The sequence below is a fragment of the Pseudomonas sp. RP-B7 genome (assembly GCF_059803535.1).
In genome coordinates this window covers 19467-37921 of the sequence record NZ_JAPFHC010000006.1, presented here as the reverse complement: position 1 = coordinate 37921, position 18455 = coordinate 19467, and the positions used below count along the sequence as shown (strand labels likewise).

The window sequence follows — 18455 nt, the reverse complement described above, 5'->3', positions numbered from 1 at the left end:
GTTTTTGGCCACATTTATCCCCTTCTGGCCGCTCCTGCCGTTCTCATGATTGCTGCGTGACGCAACACTGCAAGGCACAACAACGAGCCTGCGGGGAGTACCCATGCTGACGATCTACTCCGACGACCACCACCTGCACCACGGACGCTGCGAACTGATGGACGGGCAACTGATGCCCTGTTTCGAAATGCCCTCCCGCGCCGACCACGTGCTGCAACGGGTCAAGGACCGCGAGCTGGGCCCGGTACTGGCGCCGCAGGACTTTGGCCTGGCGCCCCTGCAACGCATACACAGCCGCGACTACCTGGATTTTTTCAAAGGTGCCTGGGCACGCTGGAGCGAATTTGGCCAGGACGGCGACCTGCTGCCCTACACCTGGCCCGCCCGCACCCTGCGCCGGGTGTTGCCCACCAGCCTGCATGGGCAACTGGGGTATTACAGCTTCGACGGTGGCGCCCCCATCACCGTCGGCACCTGGCAAGCGGCCTATAGCGCGGCCCAGGTCGCGTTGACCGCGCAACAGGCGATCCAGCAAGGCGCCCACAGCGCCTTCGCCCTTTGCCGACCACCGGGGCACCACGCCGCCAGTGACTTGATGGGGGGTTATTGCTACCTGAACAATGCCGCGATTGCCGCCCAGGCATTTCTCGACCAGGGCCGGCAGAAGGTCGCGATCCTGGATGTGGATTACCACCACGGCAACGGTACCCAGTCGATTTTCTATGAGCGCAGCGATGTGCTCTTTACCTCGATCCATGGCCACCCCGAGGCGGAGTTTCCGTTTTTCCTGGGGTATGCCGATGAGCGGGGAGAGGGTGCCGGTGAAGGCTTCAACTTCAACTACCCGTTGCCGGCCGGCTCGGGCTGGGACATCTGGAGCGCGGCACTGGACGCGGCCTGCGATGAGATCGAGGACTACAGCGCCGACATCATCGTGGTATCCCTGGGCGTCGACACGTTCAAGCACGACCCCATCTCCCAATTCAAGCTCGACAGCCCGGACTACCTGGCCATGGGCCGCCGCATCGCACGCCTGGGCAAGCCCACGCTGTTCGTGATGGAAGGTGGCTACGCGGTGGCAGAAATCGGCATCAACGCCGTCAACGTCCTCGAAGGTTTCGAACAACAAGGAGCTACCCGATGAAGATGCTCACCTCCCTGGCCCTGTGCATCGCCGTGTTGAGCGGCACGGTGCATGGCGAAGAAAAAACCCTCAAGGTCTACAACTGGTTCGACTACATCACCCCCAAGGCGCTGGAAGACTTCAAGGCGCAGAACACCAGCGTCAAGCTGGTGTATGACATCTTCGACACCAACGAAGCCCTGGAGGCCAAGCTGCTCACAGGCAACTCCGGCTATGACGTGGTGGTGCCGTCCAACGTGTTCCTGGCCAAGCAGATCGAGGCCGGCGTGTTCCAGCCCCTGGACCGCAGCCAATTGCCCAACTGGAACCACCTGGACCCCAAACTGATGAAGTTGATCGAGGCCAACGACCCCGGCAACAAGTTCGCCGTGCCCTACATGTACGGCACCATCCTGATCGGCTTCAACCCGGCCAAGGTCAAGGCCGCCCTGGGGGATAACGCGCCGGTGGACAGCTGGGACCTGATCTTCAAGCAAGAGAACATCAGCAAGCTCAAGCAGTGCGGCGTGGCCCTGCTGGACTCGCCGTCGGAGATCCTGCCCCTGGCCCTGCAACACCTGGGCCTGGACCCCAACAGCAACAACCCCAAGGACTATGAAAAAGCCGAGGCGCTGTTGCTGAAGATCCGCCCCTACATCACCTACTTCCATTCCTCCAAGTACATGGCCGATATTGCCAACGGCGACATCTGCGTGGCCGTGGGTTACTCGGGCAGCTTCTCCCAAGCCGCCAACCGTGCCAAGGAAGCCAAGAACGGCGTAACCGTGGACATGCGCCTGCCTAAAGAAGGCGCGCCGATCTGGTTCGACATGCTCGCCATCCCCAAAGGCGCTCAGAACCCGCAGGACGCCTACACCTTCATCAACTACCTGTTGCAGCCCCAGGTCATTGCGCCCATCAGTGATTTTGTCGGCTACCCTAACCCCAACAAGGACGCCACCCTGCAAGTCGACCCGGCGATCCGCAACAATCCCAACCTGTACCCCACCGACGCGGCCATGGCCACGCTCTATACCTTGAAGCCACTGGACAGCAAAGCCGAGCGCGCCAGAACGCGGGCCTGGACCAGGATCAAGTCCGGCACCTGATCGCAACGCCCGCTCCCGCCAGGGAGCGGGCCCCGGTACTTATCTACCGTCTACGCAGCACCCTCAGTGATTACTTTGCGGCTCCACAGCCCGAACGGGCTGGTGACCGACAAGGAGCTGAATGTGCCCAACGACGCCCCCAACCACAGCAATAACAACCGCCCCTCTACCAGCTATGGCCTGCTGACCCAGTTGACCACTGGCCCGACCACTCGAGAGGTCGCCAGCACCCTGCTGAAGACGGCGCTCAGCGAGCAATACCCTACGCTCAACCTCAACCCGGACCTGGCGATGCTCGTAACGCCACGCTGGCGAGCCAACAAGGAGGTGGTCGAGCCACTTGAACCACTGAGCGAATCCCTCACCAGCATCCTGGCCCGCCAGGCGCTGGGACGTGAACCGGTCACCTACCTGGAAGGCGAACACTTCCTGACCCTACAACCCAACACCACACCCTCCGTACACCTACCCGTACAGATCGACGCCATAGGCCGCCTGATCAACGAACTCGCCTTACTGCTGTACAGCGCGTTCCAGGAGCAACAACTGGATTACTGGAACGCGTCCTACAACAGCACCGGCATTCGCTGGCAAGTGTTTTCCAGCGCCTTGCGCAAAATATGGAATGTGACCCAGGTGCAAGGCTGGGATGAAGAAGACTGCGCCATGGCCCGCACGCTGTACCACTCCCCCGACCTGGCCATGCGGGCGGACAAGGACCGCTATCAGAGCCACGCCTACCTGATGGATGTAGACCTGCAAGGGCCCACCCACCAACAACACGTAGGCCTGTTGGATATGGCCATATTGGTGGGCACCCATCAGCAACGCACGATCATCCTCACCTACTCGCTGATCGCCGGATACGAGCGCTTCGACTCCATGGAGCAACTGTCGGACAGCCTGCTCTACAAGCTGAGCAACGTGCGCCCGGATGCCGAGGTGAAATGGCGGCTGTACGAGCCCCGCGGCAACTTCTTCGACAGCCAGGCGTGCGCCCTGATCGCCCTGCAAATCGACGCCATCGGCACGCTGGACAAGGACGCCGCCGACAACCGGGCCGAACTGTCTCGACATCGCCCGGCTGTCGCCCGGATCATGCCCAGCATCGAAGACCTGAGCGACCACCGGTTGTCGAATATCCGGGAGATCCACCAACGTTTGCCTGCCTGGATGATCGCGGCCTCGGACCTGGATATGGCCGCCTACAGCCGCCTCATGATCGACCTGGCCCAATTGCATACCCATTATCGCGGGCGCACCTTCAACGACGACATTGCACCGATCCGCGATTACGCTCGTGAGCAACTGCAAGACCGGATCAAGACGCATCCTAAGGGCGCGATGCTGAATGTGGACAAGATCCAGATCGTGATTCAGAGCCCGGTGATCTGGGGCACCTTCGTGGTCCCCGGGGGTGAGGAAATCACTCGTCGCAGCCTGATTGACCTGGCCCTGGACAACCTCACAGGCCTACCCACCGGCGTATCGAGTGTGATCTACAACGGTAACGACGCTCCCGACTGGCTGACTTTTGACTACTTGAAGGGAGTGATCGAAAGCCTGGATATCGGGGCAAACTACCCAGCCCTGATCCGCCAGAAGTTGCTGGATGCCCCCCTGGAGTCCAACCGCCGCCAGGCGCTGTACACCTCGCACCTGCGCCTGCAGCTACCCTTGTTGGCGTTGCAATTGAAAATGCAGCGGCGCAACGGGCTGGATGAGCGCGGTTTTTTGTATGTCGCTGCGGCAGTGCAGGCCGAAGCGTATGAGCGCCACGTCGACGGGCAACCCGCCGTGATCCGCCCCCTCGCCTTCTCCCCCGCCCTGCGGCCCGGCCACCGCGAGGACGTGGTTGCCAATATGTTCGTCATCGGCCCCCAGGACCACACCGCAGGCCCCTGCGTGCTCTATCGGCCCTTGCTGCAGCCGATGCTGCTGCAGTTTCCCTCTCGACAAAACCTGCTCTATGCCATCAAGCATGATTGTGCGTTGCGTGAGTCCGTGCTGGCCTGGCTCCCCGAAGCAGAACGTTTCAATTATGGCCAGTACGTATTCCCCGGCACCCTGCCATCGCCATGGATCGCTGTGCGCGCACTGGTCGAGCCGGCGACCCTGGTGTACATGAGCGGGCCGATTGGCCTCGGTGACGAAGTCCTGCTCGGCGATCCACTGGCGACATTGTTCACCAGCAATGCCAACGCGCTGATCGAACTGGCGACCCGGCAATCGGTTTCCAACGCGCAAAAACGCTGGGCCACCCTTCGCCACGCAGGCTGGCAGATTTTTAACGGCGCCCTGCCATTCCTTGGACGCACTGTCGGTATCGCCGTGTGGATCTGGCAGATCATGGACGACCTCCAGGAAGCCGAGCAGTTGGTCGACACCCCCGAAGCCCATGCCCCCTGGACAGCACTGGTGGATATGTTCCTCAACCTGGGCATGGCCCTGGCCCTGCATGTCGCGTTGCGCCATCCCACTCGCGAAGTCATTCCCGAGTCCCTTGAGCCGCTGGCAGAACCCAAGCTCGAGCTCGACCTGGGTGAAATCACCAAAGAAGAACCCGCCCCAGCGATCGAACAGGTTTCGGTGACTCGTCAACCCGACGTTTCCGAACGCGAACTGCCCCCCTTGCACCAAGGCCCGCTGAACGCCAGTGGCGCCTTGCTGCGCACCCCCTCTAGCCTTGGCGCGACGCTGGACAGCTTTGCCACCCCCCAACCCGAAGGGTTGGGGGCGCCCAGCAAAACCGCCGGGGCACATATGCACCTCTATCCCCACGGCGATAAATGGTACGCACCCGTTGCACAGCGTTGGTTCGAAGTCACGCTGGACGCCAACGACAACGTGATGATCATTGATCCGCAAAAAAACACTCGTACCGGCCCCCTGCTGATTTGCAACCTGGCCGGGCAGTGGTTTGTCGACACGCGCCTGCGCCTGCGCGGCGGCGGGTTCAGAAACCGGCGGCGGGCCGCCCAGGAGCAGAAGCCCTCGCGGATCCAGACCCTGCGCAGAGAACTCAGCGCGTTCAACGCCGATGAGGATCGCGTTCAGGCTCAATTGTCCGCCGCACTGTTGGCGATAGGCACTGAGCCGGGCCCTTCCACCGACCTGCGCCGCGAAGCCTTTATCAGCCAGGTGGATGAACGCCTGGAGGCCTACGATGTGCCGATCCGCCAGCTTCGGAGCCTGGGCATCATCGACAGCGTGCCCAACTATCAGAGTGCGATGGTGGACTACCTGAACAAGCAGTTGATACTGACACGCACCGCCGTAGAGGAGCGCCTGGGACCGTTCCGCGACCTGCTGGAAACCACCGTGGAGGCATTGGAATCCAACCTGCCTGCCGACCCGCAGACCCAAGCCGCGTACGCGCAGACCATGTCGGACATGACCGTAGAGATGATTCGACGCATGCAGTACATCGAGACGCGCTTTCGCGAACTGGACGGCCTCGGGGCGGCGGGCGCCCGGGTCATCCAGAGCACCATGCGGGCGTTGCCGAACATTCGAGTCACCGACCTCAAGGCCCTGCAAATCACCATAGGCCGCTACTTGTGCAGCGCTATTACAGCGGGTGATGGGCAGGACGTTGCCCGTGGCCGGCTCAATGTCATCGTCGACGCCGTGGACCTCAGCGTGCAGAGCTTCATCGAGGTGCTCGACAAGATCAACGGTAGCCCGCTGGAGCAGCGCATTGAAGTCTTGAACAGCCTGGTCGAGCAGTTCACGCTCGGCGACCAGCGCCTGCTCGATCTGCATGCCGATTACCCGGAACACCTGCTGCGCGAGCCACTGGAAACCCTGCGCCAGTATATCGACGACTTCAATCAGCGGGCCATCCAAGACCTGGTAAAACTGCTGCGCGAAAGAAGGTCCCAGGAACCCAAGCCCGGGCCATCCAAGCCGCCAACCACGCCACAGCGCAAAATCATCAAGACCCGCTTCCAGGGTGTCGTGGTGGGCGAACCCCGCGAATCCGACAGTAGCCTGGTGGACGTCAAGGCGCCGATGACCGGTAAGATCATCGCCACCTTCCACGAGAAAACGCCAGGGGTGTGGGTTGAACGCGTAGCCCCGGTAGTGCTCCCGCCAACGCCGAAAAAGGTCGACCTGGACACAAGCGTCAACGCCGGCCAGAGCCTGCTGGAGGAGGAGGCGGCGACGACCCGGCGCATCCTTGGGCACTCCCGCAAAGCCGGACGGCTGCCGGTGGAGATTGAAGAAATGTTCAGCCAATACGCCACGCGCCTGGCACACGCCGCCAGCGAAGTAGAAACGGCACTGACCCAACTCAACCTGACCGGAATCGACCGCCCCCTTGTCGCCACCCTCAGCAAAAACCTCGCCGACGCCTCCACACGGCTGTTTGAACTGGGCAAAAACACCCGCATCAGCATGATCAAGCAGCAACCCCCTACCGCTACACGCCTGGAGTGGCTGCACAACGACGGGCAGGTGGCCATCAAACAAGTCGGCGCCCGTCGCCGCCTCAAGGGCCCGGGCAAGGACTACCTCGACGAATACGAAATACGCGATGCCCAGGACAATACAGTGCTGTGGTACGCACACTTTCATTACCCTTCGCCCCAGGCGGCTGTTGAAGCGTTCAGCGCCGCACACCTCAAGACCCGGGACCAACAGAAACTCGGCGGCGCCTTTGAGCGCAAGGGGGCCAGTGACCGTGACCAGATTGCGATTTATCGCAGTGAGATCAGCCCGGCATTGGCCAGGTCACTGTTTTTCCGAGGTTGAAGCCTGCCACGCCACCGTCAGACGCGCCAACGCCTGGGCGATGGCTGGCTCGGGCACGGCGGCAAACCCCAACACCAGGCCTGCGCGCTGGTCCACGGGGGTTGTGGATTGCGCCAGCCAGTAAGTGCTCAAGCCGTTGACTTCGACCTCTGCGGCCCTGGCCTGCTCAAGCAATTGCTGCTCGCGCGCCAGGCTGTCCACCCGCACCGTCAGGTGCAGCCCGGCCGCGACACCCGGTAACTGACCGACACCCGCCAGGCCGCTCGGCCAACCGGCGAGCAAGGCGTTGCGTCGGCTCAAGGCCGCACGCCGCATGCGCCGGATATGCCGCTGGAAATGCCCGGCGGCCATGAATTCGGCCATCACTGCCTGGGTACTCACCTCTGAGTGACGCATATCCACCGCACGGCGGCGGGAGAAGGCATCCACCAGCCCCGGCGGCAATACCAGATAGCCCAGGCGCAACGCGGGGAACGCGACTTTGCCGAAGGTGCCGACATAAAGCACGCGGCCGCTGCGATCCAGGGCCGCCAAGGGTGACAGGGGCGCACCGCTGTAGCGGTACTCACCGTCGTAGTCGTCTTCGATGATCCAGCCACCCGCGCGCTCGGCCCAGGCCAGCAACTCCAGGCGTCGCGCCAGGCTCATGACCACGCCCAGCGGGTATTGGTGGGACGGCGTGACATACGCCACACGGCAGTCATCCAGGCTATTGAGTACCTGGCAGTCGATCCCCTCAGCGTCGACCTGCACGCCGTGCAAGCGCCCGCCCGCCAGCGCGAACGCATGGCCTGCGGCGCGGTAACCAGGGTTTTCCACCGCAACCCCGTCGCCGGGCTCCACCAGCAACTGTGCACAAAGGCTAATCGCCTGCTGCGCACCACTGGTGATCACAATTTGTTCAGCACTGCACTGCATACCCCGAGAGCTGAGCAGGTAAGCGGCGATCAAACCGCGCAGGCGTGCATCACCCGCCGGGTCGCCGTAGCACAGTTGCTCCAGGTCCGGTTTGCGCCAGAAAGCCCCATTCAGCTTGGCCCATACGTCAAACGGAAACAGATCGAACGCCGGTACACCCACGCGAAAAGCCCGTGGCGGACCCACCGGTGGTTGCGGCAAATGGTTGTTTTCCACGCGCCCCAATGCAGCTCTGTGGATAACTTCCGTGGAGGAATTGACCGGCAGATCCAGCCAATTTGTGGATAAGGCTGGGGATAAGCCTGTGCGTAACCCTGTGGATACTTTTGTGGATAATTTTCCCGCGCCGGGCAGTTGCGCCACATAAGTGCCATCGCCGACCCGGCTTTCGATAAACCCTTCGGCGTACAGCTGATCGTAGGCACGCACCACGCTGTTGCGCGAGATCGACAGCGCCGCCGCCAAATCACGACTGGCGGGCAAGCGCGTGCCACTGACCAGACGCCCGTCCAACACCCGTTGGCGCAGGGCTTCGTAGAGTTGGCGGGCCAGCCCCTGGCGACGATCCAGTTCGATACCGGCGGGATTGAACGACATTGGCGGCATATTGGACCTATGAAATTGGCCTTAGATGGCTCTTACAACGAACCATTAGCCTGCCTAGGATGGGCGCATTCGCCAAGGAAATTTTCCATGTACACACCCCGCGCCTTTGCCCTCGACGATTTGCCCGAACTGCATCAGTTGATCCAGCACACACGCCTGGCGCAGTTGGTGACGTTTGGCGAACAAGGCCTGCTGGCCAGCCATTTACCGCTGCTGCTCAACCCCGATGAAGGCCCGAACGGCACGCTCTACGGGCACTTGGCCAAGGCCAATCCACAGTGGCGGGACTTGCAGAACGGCCGCGAAGCTTTGCTGATCTTTGCCGGCGCCGAGGCCTATGTCAGCCCGGCGTTTTACCCGTCCAAGGCTGAGCACGGCAAAGTCGTGCCCACCTGGAACTACATCGCCGTGCACGCCTACGGTACTGCCGACGTGTTCAGCGATGCCGAGCGGCTGCTTGGGGTGGTCAGTGCGCTGACCGATCGCCATGAAACCGGTCGCACCCAGCCGTGGAAAGTCAGCGATGCCCCGGCCGACTACATTGACGGCATGCTCAAGGCTATCGTCGGCTTCGCCCTGCCCATCGAGCGCCTGATCGGCAAGCGCAAACTCAGCCAGAACCGCAGCCCGGCCGACGTCGCCGGGGTCCGCGAAGGCCTGGCTGCCAGCACCGATGTGCGCGACCAGAGCCTCGCCCGCTATATTCCCCAAGGAGTTGCAGAATGAGTTCGATCGAGATCCGCCAGGTGACCGCCGCCGACCACACCGCCTGGCTGCCGCTGTGGCAGACGTACCTGAAGTTCTACAACATCGAACTGCCGGACGCCGTCAGCCAAAGTACCTGGCAACGCCTGATCGACCCAAGCGAGCCGACCCATTCGGCGCTGGCCTGGCAGGATGGCAAGGCGGTGGGCATGGTCAATTTCATCTACCACCGTTCCAACTGGAGCATCGAGAATGCCTGCTACCTGCAAGACCTGCTGGTGGACCCGGCCCAACGCGGCACCGGTGTCGGCCGCAAGCTGATCGAATTCGTCTACACCACCGCCAGGGCCGATGGCTGTTGCAAGGTGCACTGGCTGACTCACGAGACCAACGCCACGGCGATCCAGTTGTACGAACGCATCGCCGAACGCCCCGGTTTCATCCAATTTCGCAAAGGTCTTTAAGGAGCGCAGCATGTCCACTTCCCTCGCCGACTGGAAAGGCGCACCCGCCCCCACCGTGCAACTGCTTGAAGGGCGCTTTATCCGCCTGGAAAAACTCGACCCGGCGCGCCATGCCGAGCAGTTGTGGCAAGCCCTCGAAGGCCCCGGCGCCGATCCCAAGCTGTGGGACTACCTGCCTTACGGCCCTTTCCCGGAGCGCAGCGCGTTCAACGACTGGCTCAACAACCACGCGACCCACAGCGACCCGTACTTTTTCAGCGTGGTCGACCGCGCGACCGGCCAGGTGCAAGGCATTCTCAGCCTGATGTCCATCGTGCCGGCCCAGGGCCGCATCGAGATCGGCCACGTCACCTTTGGCGCGCCGATGCAGCGCTCGCCAAAAAGCACCGAGGCGGTGTATTTGCTGGCCAAATATGCGTTCGAGCAGGGTTATCGTCGCTTGGAGTGGAAGTGCAACAACGGCAATGCCCGCTCCAAATATGCGGCTGAGCGCTTGGGCTTCAGCTTTGAGGGGGTGTTCCGCCAGCATATGGTGGTCAAGGGGCAGAACCGGGATACGGCGTGGTATTCGATCATTGACTCGCAATGGCCGCAGATCGGGGCGGGGTTCGAGCAGTGGTTGTCGGAAGAAAACCAGTCAGGCTCGGGCCAACTGAAGTCCCTGGCTGAATGCCGAAGCCCAGGCAGCGCATAACCCCTGTGGGAGGATCTATGGTTGAGGGGCAGCATATCCGCCAGCAGTGCCGCCGCCTTCGCAGCCTCGCTAGAGCTCGACAACTCCCACAAGGGATTGGCAGTGCCCGGACAATCTCCAGCCAAACGCTGACCGCCCAGCAACCCCAATCAACTGTGGGAGCGGGCTTGCCCGCGAAAGCGGTAGTTCAGGCAACCTCTCTGCCAGCAGTACCGCCGCCTTCGCAGCCTCGCTAAAGCTCGGCAGCTCCCACAGGAGATTGGCAATGCCCGGGCGATCTCCAGCCGAACGCTGACCGCCCAGCAACCCCAATCAACTGTGGGAGCGGGCTTGCCCGCGAAAGCGGTGGTTCAGACAACACCTCTACCAACAGTGCCGCCGCCTTCGCAGCCTCGCTAAAGCTCGGCAGCTCCCACAGGAGATTGGCAATGCCTGGGCGATCTCCAGCCGAACGCCTACTGCCCATCAACATCGCTCCCACACAAGCCTGCTCCCACCTGTTGACGTGTGTGGGTTCTATTACCCCAGCTTCTGCGCCAACACCGCGATATGCTCCGGCCCAATCCCGCAGCAACCACCCAGGTGGCTGGCACCGCGGGCCTGCCAATCGGCCGCCCAGTGCAAGTAACCCGGTGGATCAAGGTCTTCGCGCAGCGGGTCCAGGCCATCGTTGGCCGTGGCTTCTTTCGGCTGCGGAGGAAAGGCGTTGGCGTAGGCCCCCACCTGAATCTGCACGCCCAGGCGTGCGAAAGTCTGGCGAGCGGCGTCGATGGCGTCGCCAATCACTTCCGGCTGGCTGCAGTTGAACAGCAGCACCTCAACCCCCAACTGCGCAGCGGCCTCTGCCGCTTGCGCCACCGGCTCGCCGGAGCGCAGGCGCGGCACGTCATCGGTGTCTTCATCCTTCAAGGTAAACGACAGCCAGAACGGTTTGCCGTCCTTTGGCAGCCCGGCCTGGATGGCGCGTGCTTCGGCGATCGAGCTTTGGGTTTCCGCCAGCCACAGGTCGACAAAGGGCGCGAGGCCCTGCACCAGCGGCGTCAGCAATTCAGACACGCGCTGCGGTTCGAACAGGTCGGGACGATATGAACCAAACAGCGGCGGCAGCGAGCCGGCCACACGCACAGCCTTGCCGGATGCCTCCACGGCACGTCGTGCCAATTCACCCGCCAGCGCCGCCAGGGCCTGGCCCTCGGCGGCGAAGCGCGCCTCGCCGATATGGAACGGCACCACCGCGTAGCTGTTGCTGGTGATGACGTTGGCGCCGCTCTGGATATAAGCCGCATGCACCGCCTCAACCGCTTGTGGCGCTTCGCTCAAGGCCAAGGCTGACCACTCCGGCTGCCGGAACGGCGCGCCACGGCGTTGCAGTTCACGGCCCATGCCGCCATCGAGTATTACTGTTGTTGTGGCCATATGCTTTTTACTCATAAGCTTATGAAAATAACTCACTATGAGAGTCGTTCTTATAACTATTTAATACGTTCAATTCCGCTCATAACAACTCTTTTTTACTCAGGTGTCCTCCGTGAAACTAAAACCGCTGCTGGCCTTGGGCCTGACGATTCTGGCTGCTTCCACTCAAGCCTTCGGCGGCGTCACGCTGGATCGGGTCGAGAAAAACAAAGAACTGGTCGGCGTGCTGATGGAAAGCTACCCGCCGTTCTCGTTTCTGAACGAGCAAAACCAGCTCGATGGCTTCGACGTCGACGTCGCCAAAGCCGTGGCACAAAAGCTCGGCGTGAAGCTGCGCCTGGAAACTCCGTCCTGGGACGTGATCGCCGCCGGCCGCTGGAGCGGGCGCTACGACATCTGCATCTGCTCCATGACCCCGAGCAAGGCCCGCGCCGAAGTGTTCGACTTCCCCGTGGAATACTACGCGTCGCCAGCAGTGATCGTGGTCAACGCCACGGATGATCGCATCCATAGCGCCAAGGATCTGAGCGGCAAGAAAGTCGGCCTCACCAGCGCCTCCAGCTACGAGAGCTACCTGAACAAGAACCTGGTGATCGAAGGTGCCGAGGATACCCAGTTGCAGTACCCGTTCGACAACGTCGAAATCGCCCCCTACGACACCGACAACGTGGCCTTCCAGGACCTCGGCCTGGGTGCCGGCAAGCGCCTGGATGCGATCCTCACCAACCTGGTCACCGCCCAGCCGCGCCTGACCGAAGACAAGCGCTTCAAGCTGGCCGGCGAGCCGCTGTATTCGGAGCCCAACTCGGTGGCCATCGAAAAAGGCGACCCGCAGTGGGACAGCAAGGTGCGTGAGGTCTTCGCCCAGTTGAAACAGGACGGCACCCTGAGCAAGCTGTCGCAAAAATGGATCGGCGCCGACATCAGCCAATGACAGCGTTCCCGACACCTCCCAAGCCACCAGTGAGTGCATCGCGGGTGCAGCGGCTGTTTGGCTTTCGCACCCGCCTGTACCTCACCTGGGCTGCGCTGCTGTGCCTGTTTGCCAGCTTCTTCCTGAGCTTTGACCTGAAGTTCTCGATCATCCTCGACAAGCTGCCCAACCTTGTCGGTGTGCACCTGGCGCCCAACGGCTTCCTGCAAGGCGCGGCGTTGACGCTGTTTTTATGCCTGTGCTCGATCGCAATTTCGTCGGTGCTGGGCTTTGTCACCGCACTGGGGCGCTTGTCGAAAAGCGCCGTGGCCTTCGGTATCGCGAGCTTCTACGCCTCGTTTTTTCGCGGCACGCCGCTGCTGATCCAGATCCTGCTGATCTACCTCGGCCTGCCCCAACTGGGCCTGGTGCCAGGCGCGATCGTCGCCGGGATCATCGCGTTGTCGCTGAACTACGGCGCTTACCTGAGCGAAATCTTCCGCGCCGGCATCCTCGGCGTCGCCCACGGCCAACGCGAAGCCGCCCTGGCCCTGGGCATGCGCGACAGTGCGATCTTCTGGCACGTGACCCTGCCCCAGGCCATGCGCACCATCATCCCGCCAGCGACCAACCAGTTCATCTCGATGCTCAAGGACTCATCGCTGATCTCGGTGATGGGCGTGTGGGAAGTGATGTTCCTGGCGCAGTCCTATGGACGGTCGAGTTATCGCTATATCGAGATGCTGACCACCGCTGCGATTATCTACTGGGTGCTGTCGCTGGGCCTGGAACTGATCCAGGCGCGGATGGAACGGCATTACGGCAAGGGGTATGTGCGCCGTAGCTGATGCTCAGCTGTAGTGACGGCGCAGTTTGACCACGCCCATTTGCACACCGGGCAACTGCAATAAAATGCAGGTAAATGACGGCTGTGCGATTTTGTACGCAATAAAATGCAGACCCTACTTGAACGCGTGCCAATAGAGACAACTCCCGCAAACCGGCAGCCCTTGCCCTGACAGTTATCCCCCCGCCATCTCGCTAAATTCCCGGCCTCATCCACAAGAGGTCGGGAACTCATGCCCATAACCCCCCGCAGAATCGCATTTTTCATCAGCCTTGCGGTTGCCGCCAGCCTTCCCCATGCGCAAGCACGGGGCGACATCGAATACATGCCCTATTGGGTTCACCCTTACGACGCACTGGATGACGAATGGGCGTATGAACCGACAATCGAAGCCGCGCCCATCGACGGCTATTTCACCCGGCAAGCCACCACGTACAACGGCTTGCAGGTCGCGAAAGTGCTAGAGCCCGCAGTGGTTCGCCTGCTGGAATCCGGCCAACTGACCTCCGAGCAACTCAAGGCCTTGCAAACACTCAACGCCGAACTTGCGCAGCAACCGAATGGCTTTGGCGCGGCCCTCGAACAGTTGGCCGGTAGCCAGAATGCCAACCTGGCGGCTGCAATACAGAGCACCACCCAGCAGCTCGGCAGCCGCGTGCTCTCGGCCTTGCGCGAACTGCCCACCGACACCGACGGTCACTTCTGGGTCAAGAACCTCGGCAGTGAAGGCGGCCTCGACAGCCAGCGCGGCACCGCCGGCCTGAACACGGCCAACCAGGGTGTGCTCATGGGCGCAGACTGGGCAGTCGATCATGCTTGGCGAGTCGGGGTGCTGGGGGCCAAGTCCAGCAGTCGCTTCGACGCCCAACGCTTTACTGCCGACCTGGACAGCTGGCACCTGGGCGGCTACGCCGTGCGTCAGGACGGCCCATTGGCGTTGCGCCTGGGGGCGATCTACAGCAGCCATGCCGGGCAGAACCGTCGCGGCATTGAGATCCTCAGTTACAAGGACACGCTCAAAGGCAAGTACGACGCCAGCAGCCAAAATGTGTTCGGTGAAGTGGGCTACCAACTGGGCACTGGCAGCTTGAGCATCGAGCCATTTGCCGGGCTTGGCTACCAGCGCTACAGCCGTGACAGTTTCAGGGAGCAAGGCGGGCCGGCGGCGTTGCATGTCGAGGCACAAACCCAGCAAAACCTGAGCAGCACCTTTGGCCTACGCCTGGCCAAGCAGATTCGGTTCGATAACCAGATGAGCCTCACACCCCACCTGAGTGCGGGCTGGAAACACCTCTACGGTGACGTTGATAGCCAGGTGCGCCAATCCTTTCGCCAGAGCGGCATTGACGCTTTCACCATTCAGGGCTCCTCTCTGGATCGCAACAGCCTCAGCCTGCAAGCCGGGCTGGACCTGGCACTGTCGGAAAACCACACCGTCGGCCTGGCCTACGTCGGCGAAAACGGCACCCATAGCAGCAACCAGGGTTTGATGGGCCAGTGGCGCATGCGTTTCTAAGCAAATTTCAGGCGAAAAAAAAGGGGGGCACCTGCCCCCCCGAGGATTAAGCGGTCGTGTCGAAGGCTGGATCAGCCTTCGATTTCAATCAGGATTTCGCCAGGGTTGACCCGGTCGCCCTTGGCCACGTGAACGGCAGTCACCTTGCCGGCAATCGCTGCCTGCACTTCGGTTTCCATCTTCATCGCTTCGGTGATCAGCACGGCCTGGCCGGCCTTGACCACGTCGCCGGCCTTGACCAGTACGTCGACGATATTGCCCGGCATCGCGGTGCTGACATGGCCAGGCTCGGTGGCTTGCTTGCGCTTGCTGCTGCCGCCGCCGACAAACTCGTTGAGCGGTTCGAACACCACTTCTTCCGGCATGCCGTCGATGGACAGGTAGAAGTGCCGCTTGCCTTCGGCCTTCACGCCGACACCGGTGATGTCCACGCGGTAGCTCTCACCGTGGACGTCGATGACGAACTCGGTCGGCACCCCTTCGCCACCGGCACGCGCCACGCCGCCGGCTTCAGGGATTGGCAGCAACACTTCTGGAACCAGGGTACCGGCGTCGCGTTCTTCGAGGAACTTGCGGCCAATGTCCGGGAACATGGCGTAGGTCAGGACGTCTTCTTCAGACTTGGCCAACGCACCGATTTCGCCGCGCAGCTTGGTCATTTCCGGCTTGAGCAGGTCGGCCGGGCGTACGTCGATCACTTCTTCGCTGCCGATGGCCTGGCGCCGCAGTTGTTCGTTCACGGTGCCCGGCGCCTTGCCATAGCCGCCTTGCAGGTACAGCTTCACTTCGTTGGTGATGGTCTTGTAGCGCTCGCCGGCCAGCACGTTGAAGAACGCCTGGGTGCCGACGATCTGCGAGGTCGGCGTGACCAGCGGCGGGAAGCCGAGGTCTTCACGCACGCGCGGGATTTCGGCCAGCACTTCGCCCATGCGATTGAGGGCGCCCTGCTCTTTCAACTGGTTGGCGAGGTTGGAAATCATCCCGCCCGGCACTTGGTTGACCTGCACACGCGTGTCGACGGCGGTGAATTCGCTTTCGAACTGGTGATACTTCTTACGCACAGCGTAGAAGTACAGGCCGATCTCTTGCAGCAGTTCCAGGTCGAGGCCGGTGTCGAATTCGCTGCCTTTGAGGGCGGCGACCATCGACTCGGTGCCCGGGTGACTGGTGCCCCAGGCGAAGCTGGAGATGGCGGTGTCGATGTGATCGGCACCGTTTTCGATGGCCTTGAGTTGGCACATCGCGGCCAGACCCGCAGTGTCATGGGAGTGGATAAAGATCGGCAGGGTCTGCTCGGCTTTCAGCGCCTTGACCAGTTCGCCGGTGGCGTACGGGGTCAGCAGGCCAGCCATGTCCTTGATCGCGATGGAGTCGCAACCCATGGCTTCCAACTGCTTGGCCTGGGCCACGAATGCCTCGACGGTGTGCACCGGGCTGGTGGTGTAGGCGATGGTGCCCTGGGCGTGTTTGCCGGCGGCTTTCACGGCCTCGATGGCAACGCGCAGGTTACGCACGTCGTTCATCGCGTCGAAGATGCGGAACACGTCGATGCCATTCACGGCGGCCTTGGCGACGAAGGCTTTGACCACGTCGTCGCTGTAGTGACGGTAGCCCAGCAGGTTCTGGCCACGCAGCAGCATTTGCAGGCGCGTGTTGGGCAGTGCGGCGCGCAGTTTGCGCAGGCGCTCCCACGGGTCTTCCTTGAGGAAGCGCACGCATGCATCGAAGGTCGCGCCGCCCCAGACTTCCAGGGACCAGTAGCCGACTTTGTCGAGCTTGTCGCAGATCGGCAGCATGTCGTCGGTGCGCATGCGGGTGGCCAGCAACGATTGATGGGCGTCGCGCAGGATGGTGTCGGTTACGAATATTTTCTTAGTCATTGTTCTATTCCTCACAGGCCTGCGTGGGCGGCGATGGCGGCGGCGATGGCCAGGGCCAGCTCTTCGGGTTTGCGCTTGATCGAGTAGTTGGTCAGCTCAGGGTGGCTTTCAACGAAACTGGTGTTGAACTGGCCGCTGCGGAATTCCGGATTGCGCAGGATTTCCTGGTAGTAGGCGGCGGTGGTCTTCACGCCTTGCAGGCGCATGTCATCCAGGGCACGCAGGCCGCGGTCCATGGCTTCTTCCCAGGTCAACGCCCACACCACCAGTTTCAGGCACATGGAGTCGTAGAACGGCGGGATGGTGTAGCCGGTGTAGATCGCCGTGTCGGTGCGCACGCCGGGGCCGCCGGGGGCGTAGTAACGGGTGATCTTGCCAAAACTGGGCAGGAAGTTGTTTTTCGGGTCTTCGGCGTTGATCCGGAACTGCAACGCGAAACCACGGTGCTGGATGTCTTCCTGTTTCACCGACAGCGGCAGGCCCGAGGCGATGCGGATCTGCTCACGGACGATGTCGATCCCGGTGATTTCTTCGGTGATGGTGTGTTCCACCTGCACCCGGGTGTTCATCTCCATGAAGTACACCTCGCCCTCGGCGAGCAGGAACTCCACGGTGCCAGCGTTCTCGTAGCCCACGGCCTTGGCGGCACGCACCGACAGGTCGCCGATGTAGGCACGCTGTTCCGGAGTCAGCTGAGGGCTGGGGGCGATTTCGATGAGCTTCTGGTTACGACGCTGGATCGAGCAATCGCGCTCGAACAAATGCACCACGTTGCCAAAGCTGTCACCCAGGATCTGCGCCTCGATGTGCTTGGGATTGACGATGCATTTTTCCAGGAACACTTCCGCCGAACCGAACGCCTTGGTGGCTTCGGAAATCACGCGGGGGAAGGCTTGTTCGAGTTCTTCGCGGCTGTTGCAGCGACGGATACCGCGACCGCCACCACCGGAGGTGGCCTTGAGCATCACTGGGTAACCAATGCGGTCACCTTCGGTGAGTGCCTCAGCGATGTCGGCGACGTTGCCTTCGGTGCCGGGAGTGACCGGCACACCGGCCTTGATCATGCTGCGGCGCGCTTCAGTCTTGTCGCCCATGCGGCGGATCACTTCAGCGGCCGGGCCGATGAACTTGATTCCACGTTCGGCGCAGATGTCCGCCAGTTCGGCGTTTTCCGACAGGAAGCCGTAGCCGGGGTGCAGCGCGTCACAACCGGTTTCCACAGCCAGGTTCACCAGCTTGCGCGGGTTCAGGTAACCGGCCAGGGGCTCGGCACCGATGCTGTGGGCTTCATCAGCACGTTTGACGTGCAACGCGTGGCGGTCGGCGTCGGAGTAGACCGCGACCGAGCGAATGCCCATCTCGGCGCAGGCACGCACGATTCGTACGGCAATTTCACCACGGTTGGCGATCAGGATCTTTTTTATCACTTGGAAATTCCCTTGAGCCGATTGCTGCGTTCTTCGACCCGCTAGACCCGGGTCGACGCGTGACCAAATGTTTCATGAC

General features: G+C 62.0%; 13 protein-coding genes. 9 read left to right on the top strand and 4 right to left on the bottom strand.

The features are described 5' to 3' along the window. Window positions 1–103: 103 nt before the first annotated feature. From OPU96_RS07965 to OPU96_RS07955, 3 genes are all read left to right on the top strand, one after another. Window positions 104–1144: a histone deacetylase family protein gene (locus tag OPU96_RS07965; RefSeq protein ID WP_226454711.1), complete on the top strand. Its 1041-nt coding sequence runs from the start codon at window positions 104–106 to the stop codon at window positions 1142–1144. Then, the gene (locus OPU96_RS07960; RefSeq protein WP_226454712.1) at window positions 1141–2232 is read left to right on the top strand and encodes a polyamine ABC transporter substrate-binding protein; all 1092 of its coding nucleotides are present in this window, start codon (window positions 1141–1143) and stop codon (window positions 2230–2232) included. The genes OPU96_RS07965 and OPU96_RS07960 overlap by 4 nt, the downstream gene beginning before the upstream one ends. A gap of 123 nt (window positions 2233–2355) precedes the next feature. Continuing rightward, the gene (locus tag OPU96_RS07955; protein ID WP_498558943.1) at window positions 2356–6990 is read left to right on the top strand and encodes a dermonecrotic toxin domain-containing protein; all 4635 of its coding nucleotides are present in this window, start codon (window positions 2356–2358) and stop codon (window positions 6988–6990) included. Here OPU96_RS07955 and pdxR read toward each other — a convergent pair. Next, complete coding sequence (gene pdxR, locus OPU96_RS07950; RefSeq protein WP_226454715.1) at window positions 6970–8514, bottom strand: MocR-like pyridoxine biosynthesis transcription factor PdxR; 1545 nt, start codon at window positions 8512–8514, stop codon at window positions 6970–6972. The two genes, OPU96_RS07955 and pdxR, sit on opposite strands and share 21 nt — an antisense overlap. A gap of 87 nt (window positions 8515–8601) precedes the next feature. Here pdxR and OPU96_RS07945 point away from each other — a divergent pair, with 87 nt between their 5' ends. Genes OPU96_RS07945 through OPU96_RS07935 form a run of 3 tightly spaced genes read left to right on the top strand, consistent with a single transcriptional unit; the run spans window position 8602 to window position 10377 of the window. Then, entirely contained in the window at window positions 8602–9240 is a 639-nt protein-coding gene (locus OPU96_RS07945) for an FMN-binding negative transcriptional regulator (protein WP_305391763.1), read from the top strand. Then, on the top strand, window positions 9237–9683 hold the full coding sequence (locus OPU96_RS07940) for a GNAT family N-acetyltransferase (protein WP_498558942.1): 447 nt from the start codon (window positions 9237–9239) through the stop codon (window positions 9681–9683). The genes OPU96_RS07945 and OPU96_RS07940 overlap by 4 nt, the downstream gene beginning before the upstream one ends. Before the next feature lie 10 nt (window positions 9684–9693). Beyond that, a complete protein-coding gene (locus OPU96_RS07935) occupies window positions 9694–10377 on the top strand; it encodes a GNAT family N-acetyltransferase (RefSeq protein WP_226454718.1) in 684 nt (227 codons plus the stop codon). Window positions 10378–10896: 519 nt separating this feature from the next. Here OPU96_RS07935 and OPU96_RS07930 read toward each other — a convergent pair. Further along, window positions 10897–11793, bottom strand: coding sequence for a homocysteine S-methyltransferase family protein (locus tag OPU96_RS07930; RefSeq protein WP_226454719.1), 897 nt, complete (start codon window positions 11791–11793; stop codon window positions 10897–10899). 112 nt (window positions 11794–11905) lie between these two features. On the opposite strand from OPU96_RS07930, the gene OPU96_RS07925 reads away from it, so the two are divergent. The 3 genes from OPU96_RS07925 (at window position 11906) to OPU96_RS07915 (ending at window position 15069) form a co-directional block, all read left to right on the top strand. Further along, complete coding sequence (locus tag OPU96_RS07925) at window positions 11906–12727, top strand: ABC transporter substrate-binding protein (protein ID WP_498558941.1); 822 nt, start codon at window positions 11906–11908, stop codon at window positions 12725–12727. Then, complete coding sequence (locus tag OPU96_RS07920) at window positions 12724–13554, top strand: amino acid ABC transporter permease (protein ID WP_305391765.1); 831 nt, start codon at window positions 12724–12726, stop codon at window positions 13552–13554. Before OPU96_RS07925 ends, OPU96_RS07920 begins: the two co-directional genes overlap by 4 nt. Window positions 13555–13785: 231 nt before the next feature. Further along, window positions 13786–15069, top strand: a complete 1284-nt coding sequence (locus OPU96_RS07915; protein WP_498558940.1) for an autotransporter outer membrane beta-barrel domain-containing protein — start codon at window positions 13786–13788, stop codon at window positions 15067–15069. Between the two features lie 71 nt (window positions 15070–15140). Here the strand turns inward: OPU96_RS07915 and oadA are convergent, their stop codons facing one another. Together oadA and OPU96_RS07905 are read right to left on the bottom strand one after the other, a co-directional pair. Continuing rightward, on the bottom strand, window positions 15141–16949 hold the full coding sequence (gene oadA, locus OPU96_RS07910; RefSeq protein ID WP_192298075.1) for a sodium-extruding oxaloacetate decarboxylase subunit alpha: 1809 nt from the start codon (window positions 16947–16949) through the stop codon (window positions 15141–15143). Between the two features lie 11 nt (window positions 16950–16960). Beyond that, window positions 16961–18376 (bottom strand): acetyl-CoA carboxylase biotin carboxylase subunit, encoded by a 1416-nt coding sequence (locus OPU96_RS07905; protein WP_010565910.1) that lies wholly within the window; start codon window positions 18374–18376, stop codon window positions 16961–16963. Window positions 18377–18455: the final 79 nt, after the last annotated feature.